8 protein-coding genes are annotated in these 17,535 nt (G+C 28.5%); 6 read left to right on the forward strand and 2 right to left on the reverse strand.

Annotated elements, in window-relative coordinates; translation table 11 throughout:
* The first annotated feature begins 85 nt into the window (after positions 1–85).
* From ALEK_RS11620 to ALEK_RS11645, 6 genes are read left to right on the forward strand one after another with little or no spacing between them, the layout of a single operon-like run.
* Entirely contained in the window at positions 86–1,255 is a 1,170-nt protein-coding gene (locus tag ALEK_RS11620) for a pyridoxal phosphate-dependent aminotransferase (RefSeq protein WP_071628158.1), read from the forward strand.
* 2 nt (positions 1,256–1,257) lie between these two features.
* Entirely contained in the window at positions 1,258–2,139 is an 882-nt protein-coding gene (locus ALEK_RS11625; RefSeq protein ID WP_173424138.1) for a cation diffusion facilitator family transporter, read from the forward strand.
* 2 nt (positions 2,140–2,141) lie between these two features.
* Entirely contained in the window at positions 2,142–2,588 is a 447-nt protein-coding gene (locus ALEK_RS11630) for a rhodanese-like domain-containing protein (RefSeq protein WP_083574715.1), read from the forward strand.
* A gap of 53 nt (positions 2,589–2,641) precedes the next feature.
* Complete coding sequence (locus ALEK_RS11635) at positions 2,642–3,850, forward strand: 3',5'-cyclic-nucleotide phosphodiesterase (protein WP_173424139.1); 1,209 nt, start codon at positions 2,642–2,644, stop codon at positions 3,848–3,850.
* An 8-nt stretch (positions 3,851–3,858) separates the two neighbouring features.
* Positions 3,859–4,986: an HD-GYP domain-containing protein gene (locus ALEK_RS11640; RefSeq protein WP_237682677.1), complete on the forward strand. Its 1,128-nt coding sequence runs from the start codon at positions 3,859–3,861 to the stop codon at positions 4,984–4,986.
* A 2-nt stretch (positions 4,987–4,988) separates the two neighbouring features.
* Positions 4,989–7,148 carry a CHASE2 domain-containing protein gene (locus tag ALEK_RS11645; RefSeq protein WP_071628155.1) on the forward strand — a complete coding sequence of 720 codons (2,160 nt, stop codon included), beginning with the start codon at positions 4,989–4,991 and terminating at the stop codon, positions 7,146–7,148.
* Here ALEK_RS11645 and ALEK_RS11650 read toward each other — a convergent pair.
* Positions 7,145–8,494, reverse strand: coding sequence for a surface lipoprotein assembly modifier (locus ALEK_RS11650; RefSeq protein ID WP_071628154.1), 1,350 nt, complete (start codon positions 8,492–8,494; stop codon positions 7,145–7,147). The genes ALEK_RS11645 and ALEK_RS11650 overlap by 4 nt on opposite strands.
* The gene (locus tag ALEK_RS11655) at positions 8,491–17,466 is read right to left on the reverse strand and encodes a FecR family protein (protein WP_173424141.1); all 8,976 of its coding nucleotides are present in this window, start codon (positions 17,464–17,466) and stop codon (positions 8,491–8,493) included. The genes ALEK_RS11650 and ALEK_RS11655 overlap by 4 nt, the downstream gene beginning before the upstream one ends.
* Between the last annotated feature and the right edge of the window lie 69 nt (positions 17,467–17,535).

Below are 17,535 nucleotides of genomic sequence, written 5' to 3' on the forward strand. Positions count from 1 at the left end.
CAATTCCTTAAGTATTATTTTTGTATAATCCCGCATTATATACCATGAAAATATAATACTAGATTATATGTGAGGAAATACATTTATGAAAATTGCAAACAGAATGGAAAACTTATCTCCATCGGTAACTATGGCAATTACTGCCTTAGCTAGAGATCTTAAAGATCAAGGTAAAGATATATTAAGTTTCAGTGCTGGAGAGCCTGATTTTAATACACCTGAAGTTATTAAACAATCAGCTATTAAAGCTATCCAAGACGGATATACAAAATACACAGCTGTAGAAGGTATTATCGAAACCAAACAAGCAATTATTAATAAGTTAAAAAAAGATCATAATTTAGAATATCAATTAGATCACATTGTTGTAAGTAATGGAGCTAAACATTCATTATTTAATCTTTTTCAATTATTAATAGAGAAAGGTGATGAAGTAATTATTCCAGCACCATACTGGGTTACTTATCCTGAACAAGTGAAATACTCTGATGGTGTTCCAGTATTTATTGAGACAGATGATTCAACAGAATTCAAAGTAACAGCACAACAAGTTAAAGATGCTATTACACCTAAAACTAAAATTCTTTTATTAAATACGCCATCTAACCCAACAGGTGCAGTTTATACAAGAGCTGAACTTGAAGAGATTGGTGAAGTTTTAAAAGGTACTGATATTTTAGTATTCTCTGATGAAATGTACGAAAAAATCATGTACGATGGTGAAAAATTCACAGCAGCCGCTGAAGTTTCTCACGATATGTTTATGAGAACTGTTACAATCAACGGTTTAAGTAAAGCAGTTGCTATGACTGGTTGGAGATTTGGATATATTGCTACTCCTAAAACGGAGATTATTAAAGCAATGATCAAACTTCAAGGTCAAGTAACATCAAATGTTAACTCAATTACTCAACATGCAGCAATTACTGCACTTGAAGGTCATGCTGATGCTGACATCGAAATGATGAGAGTTGAATTCGAGAAAAGAAGAAACGTTGCAATTGAATCATTCAATGCAATCGAAGGTATCTCTTGTGTTAAACCACAAGGTGCATTCTACTTATTCGTAAACATTAAAGAAGTTACACCAGATTCTATGAAATTCGCAGCAGAATTATTAGAAGAAAAAGGTGTAGCAGTTGTACCAGGATTAGCTTTTGGTACTGAGGGTTACTTTAGATTCTCTTTTGCTACTGATTTAGCAAGTATTGAAGAAGGTATTAGAAGAATCAAAGATTTCGTAGAATCTAAATAATTATGACTCTACAAAAAAAAGCAACAGTTGTATCTACATCTGTTGCTGCACTACTTACTTTAATGAAACTTGTAATTGGTATTGCAAGTGGTTCAGTAGCAGTTCTTGCTTCTGCAATCGACTCTATTCTAGATATGTTCGTATCTATTTTCAACTATTTTGCTATTACAAACTCTGAAAAACCAGCTGATAAAACATTTAACTATGGTCGTGGAAAAATTGAAGCCTTAGCTTCTGTTATTGAAGGTACGATTATTACAATGTCTGGGTTATTCTTACTATACCATGCAATTAAAAAAGCAATGGATGGTACAGTATCTCAGTACTTAGATATTTCATTAATTGTTATGATTTTATCTTTATTTATCACTGTTTTCTTAGTAATGTATCTAAACAAAATTGCTAAAAAAACTGGTTCTATGGTTATTAAAGCTGATGCTTTACACTATAAAACTGACGTTTATACAAATGCAGCTGTTTTAGTATCACTAGTTCTTGTAAATGTTACTGGCTTTGAAATTATAGATGTTATTGTAGGTTCTGCAATTTCATTATTTATTATCTATTCTGCTTATGAATTAATTCATGATGGTATTTTAGTACTATTAGATAGAGCTGTTGATGATAAAATTGTTATTGATATAGAGAAAATAATTAATTCTAATGATAGGGTTAATGCTTATCATTTATTAAAAACAAGGGAGGCTGGTCATCAAACTTTCGTTGAAGTGCATTTAGTTTTTGATTGTATTATTACTCTTATGGATGCCCATAGAGCAAGTGATGATATTGAACGAAAAATACAAGAATTAGATGAACAAAGAGACTGGGTTATAAATATTCATATGGACCCATACGACGATTTTATGATAGATCACAAATAATTATGAATAAAAAACTATTACTTACGTTAGTACTATTATTTACAGCAATTTTTGTTAATGCGCAAGAAGTTAATTTTCAAACTGCAATGTTTTATAAAGCAGATATAGATTCAAAAGAAGCATATAAAATGCAACAAGAAGGTGCTTTATTAATAGATGTAAGAACAAAAAGAGAATTTGTTCATAGCAGAGCTAAAGGCTCTATTCTTATTCCTTTGTTTTATGAAAAGAATAGAAAAAGAGTTTTTAATAAAGAATTTTTAAATCAAGTCTATAAGCAAGTAAATAAAAACTTAAATAAAACAATAGTTTTAATATGTAGAAGTGGCTCTAGAACTAAACTTGCAGCAAATCTTTTATCATATAATGGGTTTAAAGATATATATAATATAAAAAAAGGTTTTCAATACGATTGGTCGAAAACAAATTTACCAGTAGAGAAAAACTAAATTAAATAAGATTATTGATATAATAATTTTAATGTAATCAAAAAGGGAACACTTTGAACTATATAAAAATATTGGGCGCAAGTGGAAGCAAAACAAAAACGACTGGAACAACTTCATTCCAAATATTTAATGATATTGTTATTGATGCTGGAAATATTATTAATTCTATAGGAAAAGAAGCATTATATGTTAATCATATTTTCCTAACTCACTCTCATTCAGATCATATTACTGACTTACCTTTTATGTTAGAAACTTTTTTTGAAAAAAGGACAAAACCTCTTATTATTTATGCATTAAAAGAGACTATTCAATCTCTAAAATCGCATACTTTTAATAATGAAATTTGGCCAGACTTTACAAAAATCAATATGATAAATTCAGATGAAAAATCTCTAATTTTTAAAGAAATTGAATTAAATGAAATTATTAGTCTTGGTGAATATCAGATTAAACCAATTCATGCAAACCATATTGAGGGTTCTTGTGGATATATAATTGAAAAAGATGATTTATCTTTTGCAATTAGTGGTGATACATATGTTAATGATTCTTTATGGGAAGAAGTTAATAACAACAAAAAAATAAAATCTTTAATAATTGAGTGTTCTTTTCCTAGTGAAATGGATAAATTAGCACATGATAGTAAACACCTAACTCCTAAAATTCTAGCAAGTGAATTAGAAAAATTAAAAAGAGACGATGTACAAATTTTCTTATATCATTTAAAAGCTTCTTATCATAAGAGAATGCAAAAAGAAATCAATGATTATAATATCCTAAAGAATAATGGAAAAATCCTTGAAGAAGGTGATGTAATCCATATTGATACAGGGCTTATTGAAACAGATATGATTCCTAAAGATAAGTTTGAACGTATTATGGAAATCAATCTTGCTTTATCAAATGAATTAAATAAAGATCGATTATTCGAAATGATATTAACACTAACAAAAGAGTTAACTCATGCAGATGGTGGAACCTTATATATCATGTCAAAAGATAAAAGACATCTTGATTTTACAGTTGTACATAATAACTCTCTAAATATTTTCATGGGTGGAACAAAAGAAAAATTAACATGGAATAGTTTACCTCTGTATTTAGAAAATGGTGAAAAAAACTTAACTATGGTTGCAGCAGTTGCGGCATTAGAGAATAAGATTGTTAATATTGAAGATGTATATGAAGAAAAAGCATATAACTTCGAAGGTACAAAAGCTTTTGATAAAATACAGGATACAGATCTAAATCTATGCTAGTAATTCCTTTGATTAATCATGAGAATGATGTAATTGGAGTACTACAACTTATCAATAAAGAAAAAGATTTAACAAATATTATTCCATTTGATGCATCTGATGAAAGAATTATTAAAGCTCTTGCAGGACAAGCGGCAATGGCACTTACTAATTCACAATTGATTAACTCATTAGAAGAGTTTATTGCTGCGTTTATTACGACAATTGGTCATGCTATTGATGCAAAATCACCACATACAAAAAATCACATTGAAAAAGTTGCGAAAATATCAAATCTTTTAGCACAAGCAATTAATGATGATAAAACTATTTATAAAGATATAGAATACTCAATAGATGATTTTAAACAAATAGAAATTGCCGCATGGATGCATGATATTGGTAAAATTTCTATGCCAGAATCTATTATTGAAAAATCTACAAAACTGCAAACATTATTTGATAGAATTGAATTAATCAAAGAGAGATTTGAAGTTTTAAAAAGAGATACTAAAATTGACTATCTTGAGGGTAAAATTTCAAAAGAAGAGTATGAAGAAAAAGAGCTTCAACTAAGTGATGATTGTAAGTTCTTAGAAACTGCAAATATTGGGGAAGAGTTTATGGATGATTCTAAACTTGAAAGAATCATTAAAATCTCAAAATACACTTATATGAAAAATGGGAAAGAGGAAGAATTCTTAACTAAAAATGAATTGAATAATCTATCTATTAGAAGAGGTACTTTAACTGATCAAGAAAAAAGAATGATGAATAGTCACGCACAATTATCATTAGATATGTTAGAAGAGTTACCCTTCCCTAAAAAATACTCTGAAGTATTAAATATAGCTGCTAATCATCATGAAAAACTAAATGGAAAAGGATATCCACGAGGTTTAAGTGAAAAAGACTTGACATTAGAAGATAAAATTATGATTTTAGCTGATATATTCGAAGCTCTTACTTCATCAGATAGACCATATAAAGATGGGAAAAAACTTTCAGAAGTATTTAAAATCCTTTCATTTATGGTAAAAGATTACGAAATTGATGGGGAACTACTAAAATTCTTCCATGAACATGAAGTATTAAAAGAATATTCTCATCAAGAATTAAAACATACACAAATTGACGAAAGTAAATTATTGTATTAAGAATGAGTAAGAAACTAAAAAAACTACTTATTTATATAATGGCAACACTAGGTGTTGCCATATTTTTATCTACTTTATATAGAAACCCTTCTCCCTTACTTGACTCATTTGATAATAGACTAAGAGATTACTTATTTCAAATTAGAGGTGAGATTCCAACTAGTGATAGTGTTATTATCGTCGATATTGATGAAAAATCAATAAAATCTTTGGGACAGTGGCCTTGGAGTAGAGACAAAGTAGCTAAGGTACTTGAAAATCTTACAAACTCTGGTGTTGCAATCATTGGATTCGATATTGTTTTTGCAGAAGAAGATAATAGTTCACCCCACTCTATTTTGAAAAAATACAATATTGAAAGAGAGAACATTCCTAATTATGATGAAATATTTGCAAATACAGTTGCTAATACTCCCACTATTTTAGGATATGTATTTGAGCTTGAAGATAAACCTCATATTGCTAAAACAGAGCCAAATATCCCAGGTTCTATTAGTGGAAAGTTTAATGACTTTTCAATTAATGCTTATGGAACAATTCTAAATACTCCACAAATACAAGAGAATGGATACTCTAGTGGTTTCTTCAACAATATTCCAGATAACTCAGGAATTATTAGAAGTGTACCTTTGATTATCTCTTATAATAAAGATACATATACTTCTTTATCTTTAGAGATTATGCGACTAATTACTCAAACAGAATCTATTTATGTTGATGCAAATGAAGAAGATGGTATTCAAAATATTATTCTAAATGACATTACAATTCCAACAGATAGACATGGAAGAATTATGGTTAACTTCAGAGGTGGAAGTAAAACATTCGAATATTATTCTGCTTTAGACATATATAATAATGAAATACCTATAGAGAAGCTACAAGACAAAATTGTACTAATTGGTACCTCTGCTATTGGCTTACTAGATTTAAGAGCTATTTCCTTTGATTCTGTGTATCCAGGAGTTGAAGTACATGCAAATGTGATTGATAATATTATTCAAGGGGATTTTATATCTAGAGATGTATTTTTAGATATCTTTGAAGAGTATGCAATTTATATTCTTTCTTTTTTAATAGTATTTTTGATTAAATATACTCCTTTTTGGATGAATCCAGTGATTTCACTGGTATTTTTTGCAATATTAATGATTACAGCTTATTGGTGTTTATTTGATTTAGGAATTATTATTAATATAATATTCCCTCTTCTAACCATATTATTATGTACTATTATTGCTACCTTATTAGATTTCTTTTATGAAATAAAACAAGAAGAAGCCATTAAGAAAAAGTTTGCCGCAAAAGTTTCACCAGAAGTTATGAATAACTTATTAAAAAATATTGATAATAATGACTTTCAAGCCATGGAAAAAGAAGTTACAGTTTTCTTCAGTGATGTTAGAGGTTTTACTAATATTTCAGAACAGATGGCAACTGCAAAAGATTTAATTGAATATCTAAATGAATATATGGAACCTATGAGTAATATTATTACAAAATATGAAGGTACTATTGATAAATATATTGGTGATGCAATTATGGCATATTGGAATGCTCCTGCTGATGTACAAAATCATGCGGATAAAGCAGTAAAAGCTTCACTAGAACAAATTGGACACCTTATTGAATTAAATGATTACCTAAGTAAAAATAAAAAACCTCTAATTGATATAGGAATTGGTCTTAATACTGGACCTGCTGTTGTAGGTGAAATGGGAAGTACGGGAAGAAGTGATTATACAGTAATTGGAGATGCAATTAACCTAGGAGCTAGATTAGAGTCTTTATGTAAATATTATAATTCAAAACTAAATATATCAAATTTTACAAAAGAAAAACTAGAAGAAGAGTATAATTTCAGATTTCTTGACTTAGTAACAGTAAAAGGGAAAAAAGAAGCTATTGAAATTTGGCAAGTTATTTCTCAAGGAGAATTAAGCTCTGAAATAAAAGAAGAACTAGAAATATATAATAAAGCAATTTCCTTATATAAAAATTCAGATTTTGTAGAAGCATTAGAACTTTTTAAAATAGGTGAAGAGAATGAAAAGAGATCAAATAAAAGAATTAATAGTATTTATATAGAAAGATGTGAATATTATATTCAAAACCCACCTATTGATTTTAATGGTGTTTATGAGCATCAAACCAAAGGTTAGAAACTCACAAACATCCCTGCTTTTATAACGTACTTATCAAAGTTCGAAGATTCATGATTTGATTTTCTTTCAGTTATAGTAGATCCCACATTTAATACTACATTATTAGAGATTTGTTTCTCCAAAGATACTGAAAAATCTTTTTTTCTATCTTGTCTTGTACTTTGAAAGTTTACATCAATATCCCTATAGTTTGAACCCTTATAATTAAAAGATGTAAGTAAAGTATAGTTAGTAAAAACTTCTGTTGAATTACCTAAATATATATTGTAATAATTATATGTAATATCTGTTCTCTCAGACATTACTTCTATTTCTTTACCAGAAGTAAATCCAAATGTAAATAAACCATAATCATCAGATAGGTATTTTAAAATATTTGAATACTCAAAAACTTTTGCGTCTTTTGTTGAATTATCTCGATAATTGATTCTTCCAAGTTTTAAAGACATAGTATTTAATAAGTTTTCAGTAATACTTTCTGTATAGTCTGGATTAATATAGTAGTTTAATTGATAAGGTTTACTACCTAAGAATACTCTATCAACTAATAACCCTATGCTTGATTTATTTTTTTTATTATAAAAAGTAGGTCTAGAAGAGAAAGAATATACTTGAATATTTTTATCTTTATAATCATCATAAACCATATTCATAAAAGAAGCATTATTATCCCAGATAATATCATCTTCAAGTTTGTATTTATAATTGAAGTTAAGAACAGTTTGGTATATCATTGTAGATTCTTCACTATCAGCACTTGAAACAGTAAGATCTCTTCTTAAATCTGGACTATATATATCAAAGTTGCCAATAATTGCAGCATTATTAATATTTGAATCATATATTAATGAAGCCATTGCATAAGTTGAGAATTGTGATTTTTTCTGCTTATTTTTTAATAGAGCAATTGTTTTTTCAACTCTTTGTCTAATATGTACAGGTAGTTTCCCTTGAGATACAGTATTGAACTCTTCAAGAGCTTGTGCCCATAACCCCATTTGTAAATAACTTTGAGCTAATTCTAATCTAACTCTATTATTACTTGAATCTTGAATAAGTATTCTATCATAAGCACTAATTGCAAATTCATATTGTCCTAATTCAAAAGCACTTCTTCCTAAATAATAATTGATTAATACATGATCTAAATTATCTTGAAATAAAGCATCAAAAGCATCATAAGATTTTTGGTACTCTTTTGCTTTAAAATATGAAAGAGCCTGAGTATACTCTTCTTTTACAGAATTACTTAAAGCAATTTTACTTTTTTGTGACTGAGCTAATAAAGGGTTTGAAAGTAATAGACTTGCTGTTAATATTGGTAAATAAATTTTTTTTATCATTTTTTTGTTGCCTTAAATACTCCATTTGCAGTTGCACCATGTTGATCAACTTGAAAAGTTCCACCAATACTTTTTAGTGTACTTCCACCATAATATTCACCTTTTATATATCCACTTGTAGTAGCATCTGGATTATTAGCTGGTTTAAAACCACCTGTAAAAGATGAGTTTGAAATACTATCACTATTTACAGCTAAGTCAACATTATATAAATTTGAAGTAGCTGATTTAAACTGCATATTTCCAGTCATGTTCTTAGAACCACCACCAATATCAAAATTAATTCGAACCTTATTAGTGCTATCCATTAAAATTGAATCTTGATAACCAATAGTTCCAAGAACTTTTCCATTAAACTCTAAATTCTGATTTGCTCCATTAAATAAGGCATCCATATAAGTACTTGATGTTTTAACCCCAGCAACCCACGTAGCTAATGGATTAATAGAAACGATACCATTCCCATCATTAAATGAATTTGTTCCACTCCAATATCCCCACGAACTATCATCATTAGAAGTTAATGGATTATCATTCTCATCATACATTACAAACTCATTAGCTTGATTATATCCACCATCAGGAACAGCGATTAAAAAACCTTTTTCAGAAGGTGTAGGTTCTTCTACTTTTACACCAAAAATATCACTATTAATGTAATATGCTTTTTGATCATTAACATAACCACCATATCTTTTAATTGTATTACCATTTTCATATTTAGCATCAGCAATTATATGTACTTCATTTTTAGAATTATTTGAAATAGTCATTTCAATATTTTCATGACGAGTTGTTCCTGCAGTACCTGAATTTGTTAATAATACAACGCTACCACTCATTGATCTCGATGCTTCTAAGGGTTCAACATCCATTTGAGAATCCAAAAATGATGCAGACATGTCATCAGATATTTTTGTAGATACTGATGCAGTTTGACCATCAACTGAAGTATTCGTAATAGCATTATTTTGAGATGTTTGAGTTAAACCTTGTTCAACGCTTCCTAAAAATTTACTACTACCAGTAGATTCTGTAATATCAACACTTGATACTGTAAATCCATTTGAATTAAAATTAAATGTATTTTCTTGAGTATTAAATATTTCCGCATCACCTGCTGTAAAATTCTTTGCACCATCTTTAAATACATCTTTTGAAAAAGTTGTAAATGATTTAGTAACAGGGTTATAATAAGCTAAAGTATTATCATTACTTAAAACTTTTGTACCATCAGTATTAACTTTTAATGTTTTAAAATTCTTATAAACATTTATTTTACTTGCGTCAAAATTATTATTAGTATCAACTCCATATGTAAAAAGTGTTTTATCACTATTACTTGAATCACTATATCCTACAAAATATTCTTGTAAATTATCAGCCTGTACTAAATATAAAGGATTTACACTATTAATATCTTCTTTAAATACACCAATTTGAGTATGACCAAGATAAGCACCAATTGCAGTTGGGATTAGAGTTTCATTTGTTTTTACACCAGATAATTCAAATAGTTTATTATCAAGACCTAAATTACTTTCCGTTGTATCAGAAGCAACTTGCTTAGTATTTAATGCTAACATGATATTTTTTACTCTAAGGCTTGCTTGTGTCGAAGAATTTCTAGCTTTTACAGCTTCAAGAAGAGCAGTATTATAAGCTGTTTGAGCTTCGGCAGCATCACTACTAGCTTTATTCTTTTTAGTTTCTGCATTAGCTAAGTAAGTAGTAATATTTAAATCAGCAACAATTTGTTTTGTTTCTGTATATAATTGATTTGCATCATTATATGATTGTAATGCTAAATCATATAAAGCTTGAGCTTTATTTACAGCATTTACTGCTGCTTGTGAAGCAAGAGTATTAGAAACAGCATCAATTTCTATTTTTTTTGCTTTTGTTATTGCTAATTGTGCGAGTGCTGTATGATAATCAGTATATGCTTTGTCCTTTGCCGTTAAAGACTTAGATAACTCATTATTCATTGTATTGGTAAAAGCAACTAAGTTATTATATTGAGTACTAGCATTAGCAGCTGCTGCACTTGCATGATCTGCTTTATTTTTAGCTAAATCAACTTTATCAACTGCTATTTTTGCAGAAAATGCGATTTGTACATTTTCAGTTTCTACATTATTTGCAATTAAAGAAGCGGCTGTACTATCACTTGAAGCAGTAAGAGAAGCAGTTTTTGCATCAGCAGCATCTGATTTGAATGCAAGAATATTAGTATTAGCATTAGTAGCATTAGTATTAGCACTTACTGTTTGAGCTTTTGCATCTACTAGTTTATCTTTTTCAATTAAAACATTAATTTTTGCTTCTTTTGTATTCTCTAATGAAGTTAATAAATCTGATAAATCTTCTAATAAATTAGTCTCATTAACAGCAGTTTGTGCATCTGAGACACTACTTGTCGCAGCATTATTTAATGATGCATTTTTATTATCGTAATCTGATTTTGCTAAATCATAAGCTTCTTCTGCATCATCATAGGCTTCCTTGGCACTATCATATTCAGATTGTAACTTCCCTTGTAATATTTCAATTAACTCTGCTGTAAGAACAATCGAAGTACTAGAAGTACTAAGAGTTCCATCTTCACTTTCAGATTCATTTGGAGGAGGAGAGTTTTCTCCATTAGAAATAATTACAATATCTGAGATTTCAGATTCACCTGATTCTTCTGATTCATCTGAAGTAAATAAAGCAAGAATATTATTCATATTTGTCATTGCCAAGTGAGCACTATTTTTTGCTGTTTCTGCTGATTGCTTAGCACTTAAAGCTACTGCAACTTTTACTGCAGTTTCATCTAAAGTAGTTTTATATTCCCCTTCAGTTACTTTTGTTTTAAAAGTTTGTGCATTGGCTAAAACTGCTGTATTACTTGATTTTAAATTATTTGCACTCATACTAACATTTCCAACATCATCAGCATTTACTGATTCAGAATTTGAAGCTGTATTTATAGCATTAATAGCACTTGTTAAAGATGTTCTTGTTGTTGTTAATGCCGAACTAGCAACATTTTCTTCTGCCTGAATTTCAGTAGAACTTGGTAGCGTACTGATTTTCGATAATACAATATTTTTAGCATTAATAGCATCTGTTTTAGATACTGTAGCATTTGCATTTCCCTTATTTGCAGTATCAATATATCCTAACATATCAGAAAGTTTTCCTAAATCTTGTGCTAATGATACTGCCACTTGAGCTTGCTCTAAAGAGTTATTAGCTGAGATATTTAAATCTTCTCTTTTAGTACTTATCTCATTTTCAACAAGATTATAAGCAGTATTTGCTTCATCAAAAGCACTTTGAGCTTGAGAAATATCACTATTTAATTTTGAAATAAGTGAATTCTTTAAAGTATCAGAAACTTGTGAATCAAAATTATCTTCATTAGTAGAAAAAGAAGCATTAAAGTCAACTAAAGCTTGTTTTGCAATATCTAAAGCTTGTTTTGAATTATCTCTATGTGTTTTAGCGCTATTTAATTTAACTGTTGCACTATCTAATGAGTTTTTATATTCATTATCAACACTATTTTTAAAACTTTCTGCACTTGCTAATAAAGTTTCATTATTAGATAAAGTTGAAGAAGCAGAAGTACTTAAAGAAGACAATTCACTTGGGGCAACACTTGAAGTTTCCGTTGCACCTACTAAAGCCGCAATAGCAGAATTAATTGCAGTATTTGTATTTTCTAATTTAGTTTCAGTATTAATGTCTTTATTTATTAAGTCCTCATCAGTAGGTAAAGTATTAATAATTGTATTTATTTGACTTTGAAAAGTAAGTGTATTAGTTTTTTCTGAAACAGCAGTAGATTTATTATCACTTGCTAAATCCATGAATTTAATTAAGTCTAATAACTTCCCTAATACTAAAGCATCATTTACAGCTTCTTGAGCATTTGTATAACTCTCATTTGCTTCATCATATGCATTTTTCTTATCTTCATATAATGCTTGGGCTGATGTATATGCACTTTGTGCTTCAGAATGTGCACTTTGCGCGCTATTTAAATCACTTAGTGCTTTACTTAACAATGATGTTTTTAACTCTTCTGATATTGAGCCATTATATGTACCATTACTTTCAAATAAATCTTGAATTTCTGTATATGCATTTTGAGCATTTTGATATTGTGTCTGTGTATTTTCTAAAGCTGCACTTGCACTAGATAATGCTTCATTTGCACTATTTAATGCATTTAAATTCTCACTTGTTACTGCACTATTTTTTAATGTTGTTGATTGGTTTAATAAATCTGTATTTCCAGATGTTTGATTAAATAAATTTATTATATTTGCCAAAGCATCATCTGTTATAACATTTGTTGTTGAACTTTGTAATTGTGATACTGCTGTATTTATTGAACTATCTGTTGTAGTTTTTGCATTATCTGTATTTGTTTTTAAAGTGCTTGTTTGACTTTGTGAAATTAAACTATTAATTCCATTTTCTATACTTGTTTTTGAGCTTAATACTATATCTTTATTTGTACTTGCATTAGTTTTACTATCACTTGATTCATCTACTTTTACTAATAAATCTTTTAGTTTTCCTAATACTAAAGCATCATTAACTGCTTCTTGAGCATTTGTATAACTCTCATTTGCTTCATCGTATGCATTTTTCTTATCTTCATATAATGCTTGGGCTGATGTATATGCACTTTGTGCTTCAGAATGTGCACTTTGCGCGCTATTTAAATCACTTAGTGCTTTACTTAACAATGATGTTTTTAACTCTTCTGATATTGAGCCATTATATGTACCATTACTTTCAAATAAATCTTGAATTTCTGTATATGCATTTTGAGCATTTTGATATTGTGTCTGTGTATTTTCTAAAGCTGCACTTGCACTAGATAATGCTTCATTTGCACTATTTAATGCATTTAAATTCTCACTTGTTACTGCACTATTTTTTAATGTTGTTGATTGGTTTAATAAATCTGTATTTCCAGATGTTTGATTAAATAAATTTATTATATTTGCCAAAGCATCATCTGTTATAACATTTGTTGTTGAACTTTGTAATTGTGATACTGCTGTATTTATTGAACTATCCGTTGTAGTTTTTGCATTATCTGTATTTGTTTTTAATGTGCTTGTTTGGCTTTGTGAAATTAAACTATTAATTCCATTTTCTATACTTGTTTTTGAGCTTAATACTGTATCTTTATTTGTACTTGCATTTGTTTTACTATCACTTGATTCATCTACTTTTACTAATAAATCTTTTAGTTTCCCTAATACTAAAGCATCATTAACTGCTTCTTGAGCATTTGCATAACTCTCATTTGCGTCATCGTATGCGTTTTGTTTATCATTATATAATGCTTGGGCACTTGTATATGCACTTTGTGCTTCAGAATGTGCACTTTGTGCGCTATTTAAATCACTTAGCGCTTTACTTAGTAATGATGTTTTTAACTCTTCTGATATTGAGCCATTATATGTACCATTACTTTCAAATAAACCTTGAATTTCTGTATATGCATTTTGAGCATTTTGATATTGTATTTGTGTATTTTGTACTGCTACATTTGCACTATCTAATACTGTTTTTGCACTATTTAATGCATTTAAATTCTCACTTGTTACTACATCACTTTTTAATGCTGTTGATTCATTTAATAAATCTGTATTTCCAGATGTTTGATTAAATAAATTTATTATATTTGCCAAAGCATCATCTGTTATAACATTTGTTGTTGAACTTTGTAATTGTGATACTGCTGTATTTATTGAACTATCTGTTGTAGTTTTTGCATTATCTGTATTTGTTTTTAATGTGCTTGTTTGGCTTTGTGAAATTAAACTATTAATTCCATTTTCTATACTTGTTTTTGAGTTTAATACTGTATCTTTATTTGTACTTGCATTTGTTTTACTATCACTTGATTCATCTACTTTTACTAATAAATCTTTTAGTTTCCCTAATACCAATGCATCATTTACTGCTTCTTGTGCATTTGTATAACTCTCATTTGCTTCATTGTATGCGTTATTCTTATCATTATATAATGCTTCAGCACTTGCATGTGCCGTTTGTGCTTCTACATGTGCACTTTGTGCGCTATTTAAATCACTTAGCGCTTTACTTAACAATGATGTTTTTAAGTCTTCTGATATTGTTCCTGAGTATGTACCATTGGTTTTAAATAAACCTTGAATTTCTGTATATGCATTTTGAGCATTTTGATATTGTGTCTGTGTATTTTGTAAAGCTGCACTTGCACTAGCTAATGCTGTTTTTGCACTAGTTAATGCATTTAAATTCTCACTTGTTACTGCACTATTTTTTAATGTTGTTGATTGGTTTAATAAATCTGTATTTCCAGATGTTTGATTAAATAAATTTATTATATTTGCCAAAGCATCATCTGTTATAACATTTGTTGTTGAACTTTGTAATTGTGATACTGCTGTATTTATTGAACTATCCGTTGTAGTTTTTGCATTATCTGTATTTGTTTTTAATGTGCTTGTTTGGCTTTGTGAAATTAAACTATTAATTCCATTTTCTATACTTGTTTTTGAGCTTAATACTGTATCTTTATTTGTACTTGCATTAGTTTTACTATCACTTGATTCATCTACTTTTACTAATAAATCTTTTAGTTTTCCTAATACTAAAGCATCATTAACTGCTTCTTGTGCATTTGTATAACTCTCATTTGCTTCATTGTATGCATTATTTTTATCATTGTATAATGCTTGGGCACTTGCATGTGCTGTTTTGGCTTGAGTATATGCATCATTAGCTAAATTATAATTATCAGTAACTTCTTGTGTTAATTTAGTTTCTAACTCAGAAATCTCACTATTTGATTCTAGTGTTTTTGCTAAAGCAAGAGCTGTTTCTAAAGATGTTTTATTATCTAAAGCTTTTTCATATTCTGATTTACTATTATCTAATGCAATTGTTGCTTTATCAAGCTCTGTTTTTGCACTAGTTAATGCAGCTAAATTATCACTTGTTACAATATCACTTTTTAATACTGTTGATTCATTTAATAAATCCGTATTTCCTGATGTTTGATTAAATAAACTTATAATATTTGCCAAAGCATCATCTGTAATTTTATTATCAGTTGAACTTTGTAATTGTAATACAGCAGTAATTATTGAGCTATTTGTTGTATCTTTTGCACTTGCAGTACTTGTTTTTAATGAACTTGTTTGACTTTGAGAACTTAAAATATTAATGTCACTTGTAATTTTATTATTAGAAGTTGATACTTCATCTTTATAAGTAATTACATTTTTTTGTGAACTTTTAATAATCTCTAAAGAGTCTTTTATTTTTACAATTTCAAAATTTAATTTTGCTTGATTTAAACCTTTTAAAGCATTACTATAACTAGTCTCAATATCATCCAATGCCTTTATTTTATTTTCGTACAAATTATTAGCTATTGTATAAGCGTCATTTACACTATCATATGCAGCCTGAGCTTCATCTACATTTGTTTGAATATTAGAAATAAAGTTACTGTTAATACCTGCACTATTTGCATCAATTAAAGCTTGTTTTGCCAAGTCTAATTGTATTTCACTTTTATCTAATAACTCTTTTGCTAAATCAACTTTTATTTTTGCAGAAGATAAAGCTTCATTATTCGCATTTACATCTTGTGAATTTCTGAATGAATTAATATCGTTAAACTTTATTTGTGCATCATTTTTAAGTTCTTCAGCTTTTTCATAAGCTGTTTTTTCTACTTCATTTTGACTTGAAGTAGTAGATAATGTTTGAACAGAACTTGCAGAGAAAAAACTAAAAGAAAAGAAAGATTGTGTAGATTGACTTGAAGATTCAGATAAACCTAAATCATCCTTTAGATTATTTACGGCTGTAGTAACCTCTGTATTTGCTGTTTCCAAAGTTTGTGTTGCATTAGATTGAAATGTAGTTACAGATTCTGTACTTGGTAAGTCCTTCAATGTTTCTTGTGTTTGTGTTTGTGTTTGTGTAATTTCTGTTTTAATTGTATTAATAGTAGCTGTCGCTGTTTTTACTTCTTCTGTTTTTTTAACAAATACAGCTTGTTCTTCTGCTTGTTTTTGCGCTGCAATTTTTGCAGCTTCTTCCTCTGTTGACTCAACATCTGTATTTAGAGCTTCTTCTGTTTTTAAAGTATTTGAAGAAATGCTATTTTCATCATCAGGAGTATCACTGTTATCTGAATTGTCATTTTGAGTTTCACTATTTTCGCTATTTTCTGTTGATTCTGAGTTTTCAGTTTCAGTAGATTCTTCACTATTTTCTGATTCATCATCACTTGATGAATTTTCATTAGTTTCACCTTCATCAGATGAAGAAGACTCTTCTTCCTCAGTATTACTGTTCTCAGAAGATGCTTCATCTAAGGGTTCCAAAGATTCTTCTAAACTATTTAAATCATTATTAGTAATATTTTCAGCTTTTGAAGGAGCTTTATTTTCTTCTACTTTTGTTAATTCATTTGCATCAACTTCTACAGTGATTCCAGCAGATTCAACACTAATTCCACCTTGTGTACAAGCAATAACACTTTGATTTCCTAAAATAATAGTACCTCTAATTCCAATAGATGCACTTTTTGTTCTTAGTTTAAATTTTTCTCTATTAATTTTTCCTATTTTTCCGGTGATTGTTTTAAAAGCACCCTTAAAAAAGTTAAGATCTGTTTTTGAATTTTTAGGATTTTTTTTGTCATATAAGTAAGTATTAATATCTAATGCAGAGTTTTTACCAATAGTAACAATTGTATTATCTTTAAATATTAATTGTACTTTAGCATTTTTTTTAGTACGAATAATGTCTTTTTCAAATAATGGAATACCAATTTTAACTACAATATTTTTGTTTCCACGCTCAATTTTTGCATCTCCTACTACAGCAGATACCTTACCAATACTTGCGAACACTGAAGAGAAAAAGAGTAAGAATAATAATAAATACTTCATAGGAACCTCGTAAGAATATTTTAAATATCAAAATCTAATTTATAGATAACAATATTTTTTATTTAATTT

It is taken from the genome of Poseidonibacter lekithochrous, from assembly GCF_013283835.1.
Taxonomy (GTDB): Bacteria; Campylobacterota; Campylobacteria; order Campylobacterales; family Arcobacteraceae; genus Poseidonibacter; species Poseidonibacter lekithochrous.

What these genes read in the sequence shown, in the direction of transcription:
- ALEK_RS11630 (WP_083574715.1), top strand. Translation starts at nt 2,142, where the DNA reads ATGAATAAAAAACTATTACTTACGTTAGTACTATTATTTACAGCAATT.
- ALEK_RS11650 (WP_071628154.1), bottom strand. Translation starts at nt 8,494, where the DNA reads ATGATAAAAAAAATTTATTTACCAATATTAACAGCAAGTCTATTACTT.
- ALEK_RS11655 (WP_173424141.1), bottom strand. Translation starts at nt 17,466, where the DNA reads ATGAAGTATTTATTATTATTCTTACTCTTTTTCTCTTCAGTGTTCGCA.
- ALEK_RS11625 (WP_173424138.1), top strand. Translation starts at nt 1,258, where the DNA reads ATGACTCTACAAAAAAAAGCAACAGTTGTATCTACATCTGTTGCTGCA.
- ALEK_RS11645 (WP_071628155.1), top strand. Translation starts at nt 4,989, where the DNA reads ATGAGTAAGAAACTAAAAAAACTACTTATTTATATAATGGCAACACTA.
- ALEK_RS11620 (WP_071628158.1), top strand. Translation starts at nt 86, where the DNA reads ATGAAAATTGCAAACAGAATGGAAAACTTATCTCCATCGGTAACTATG.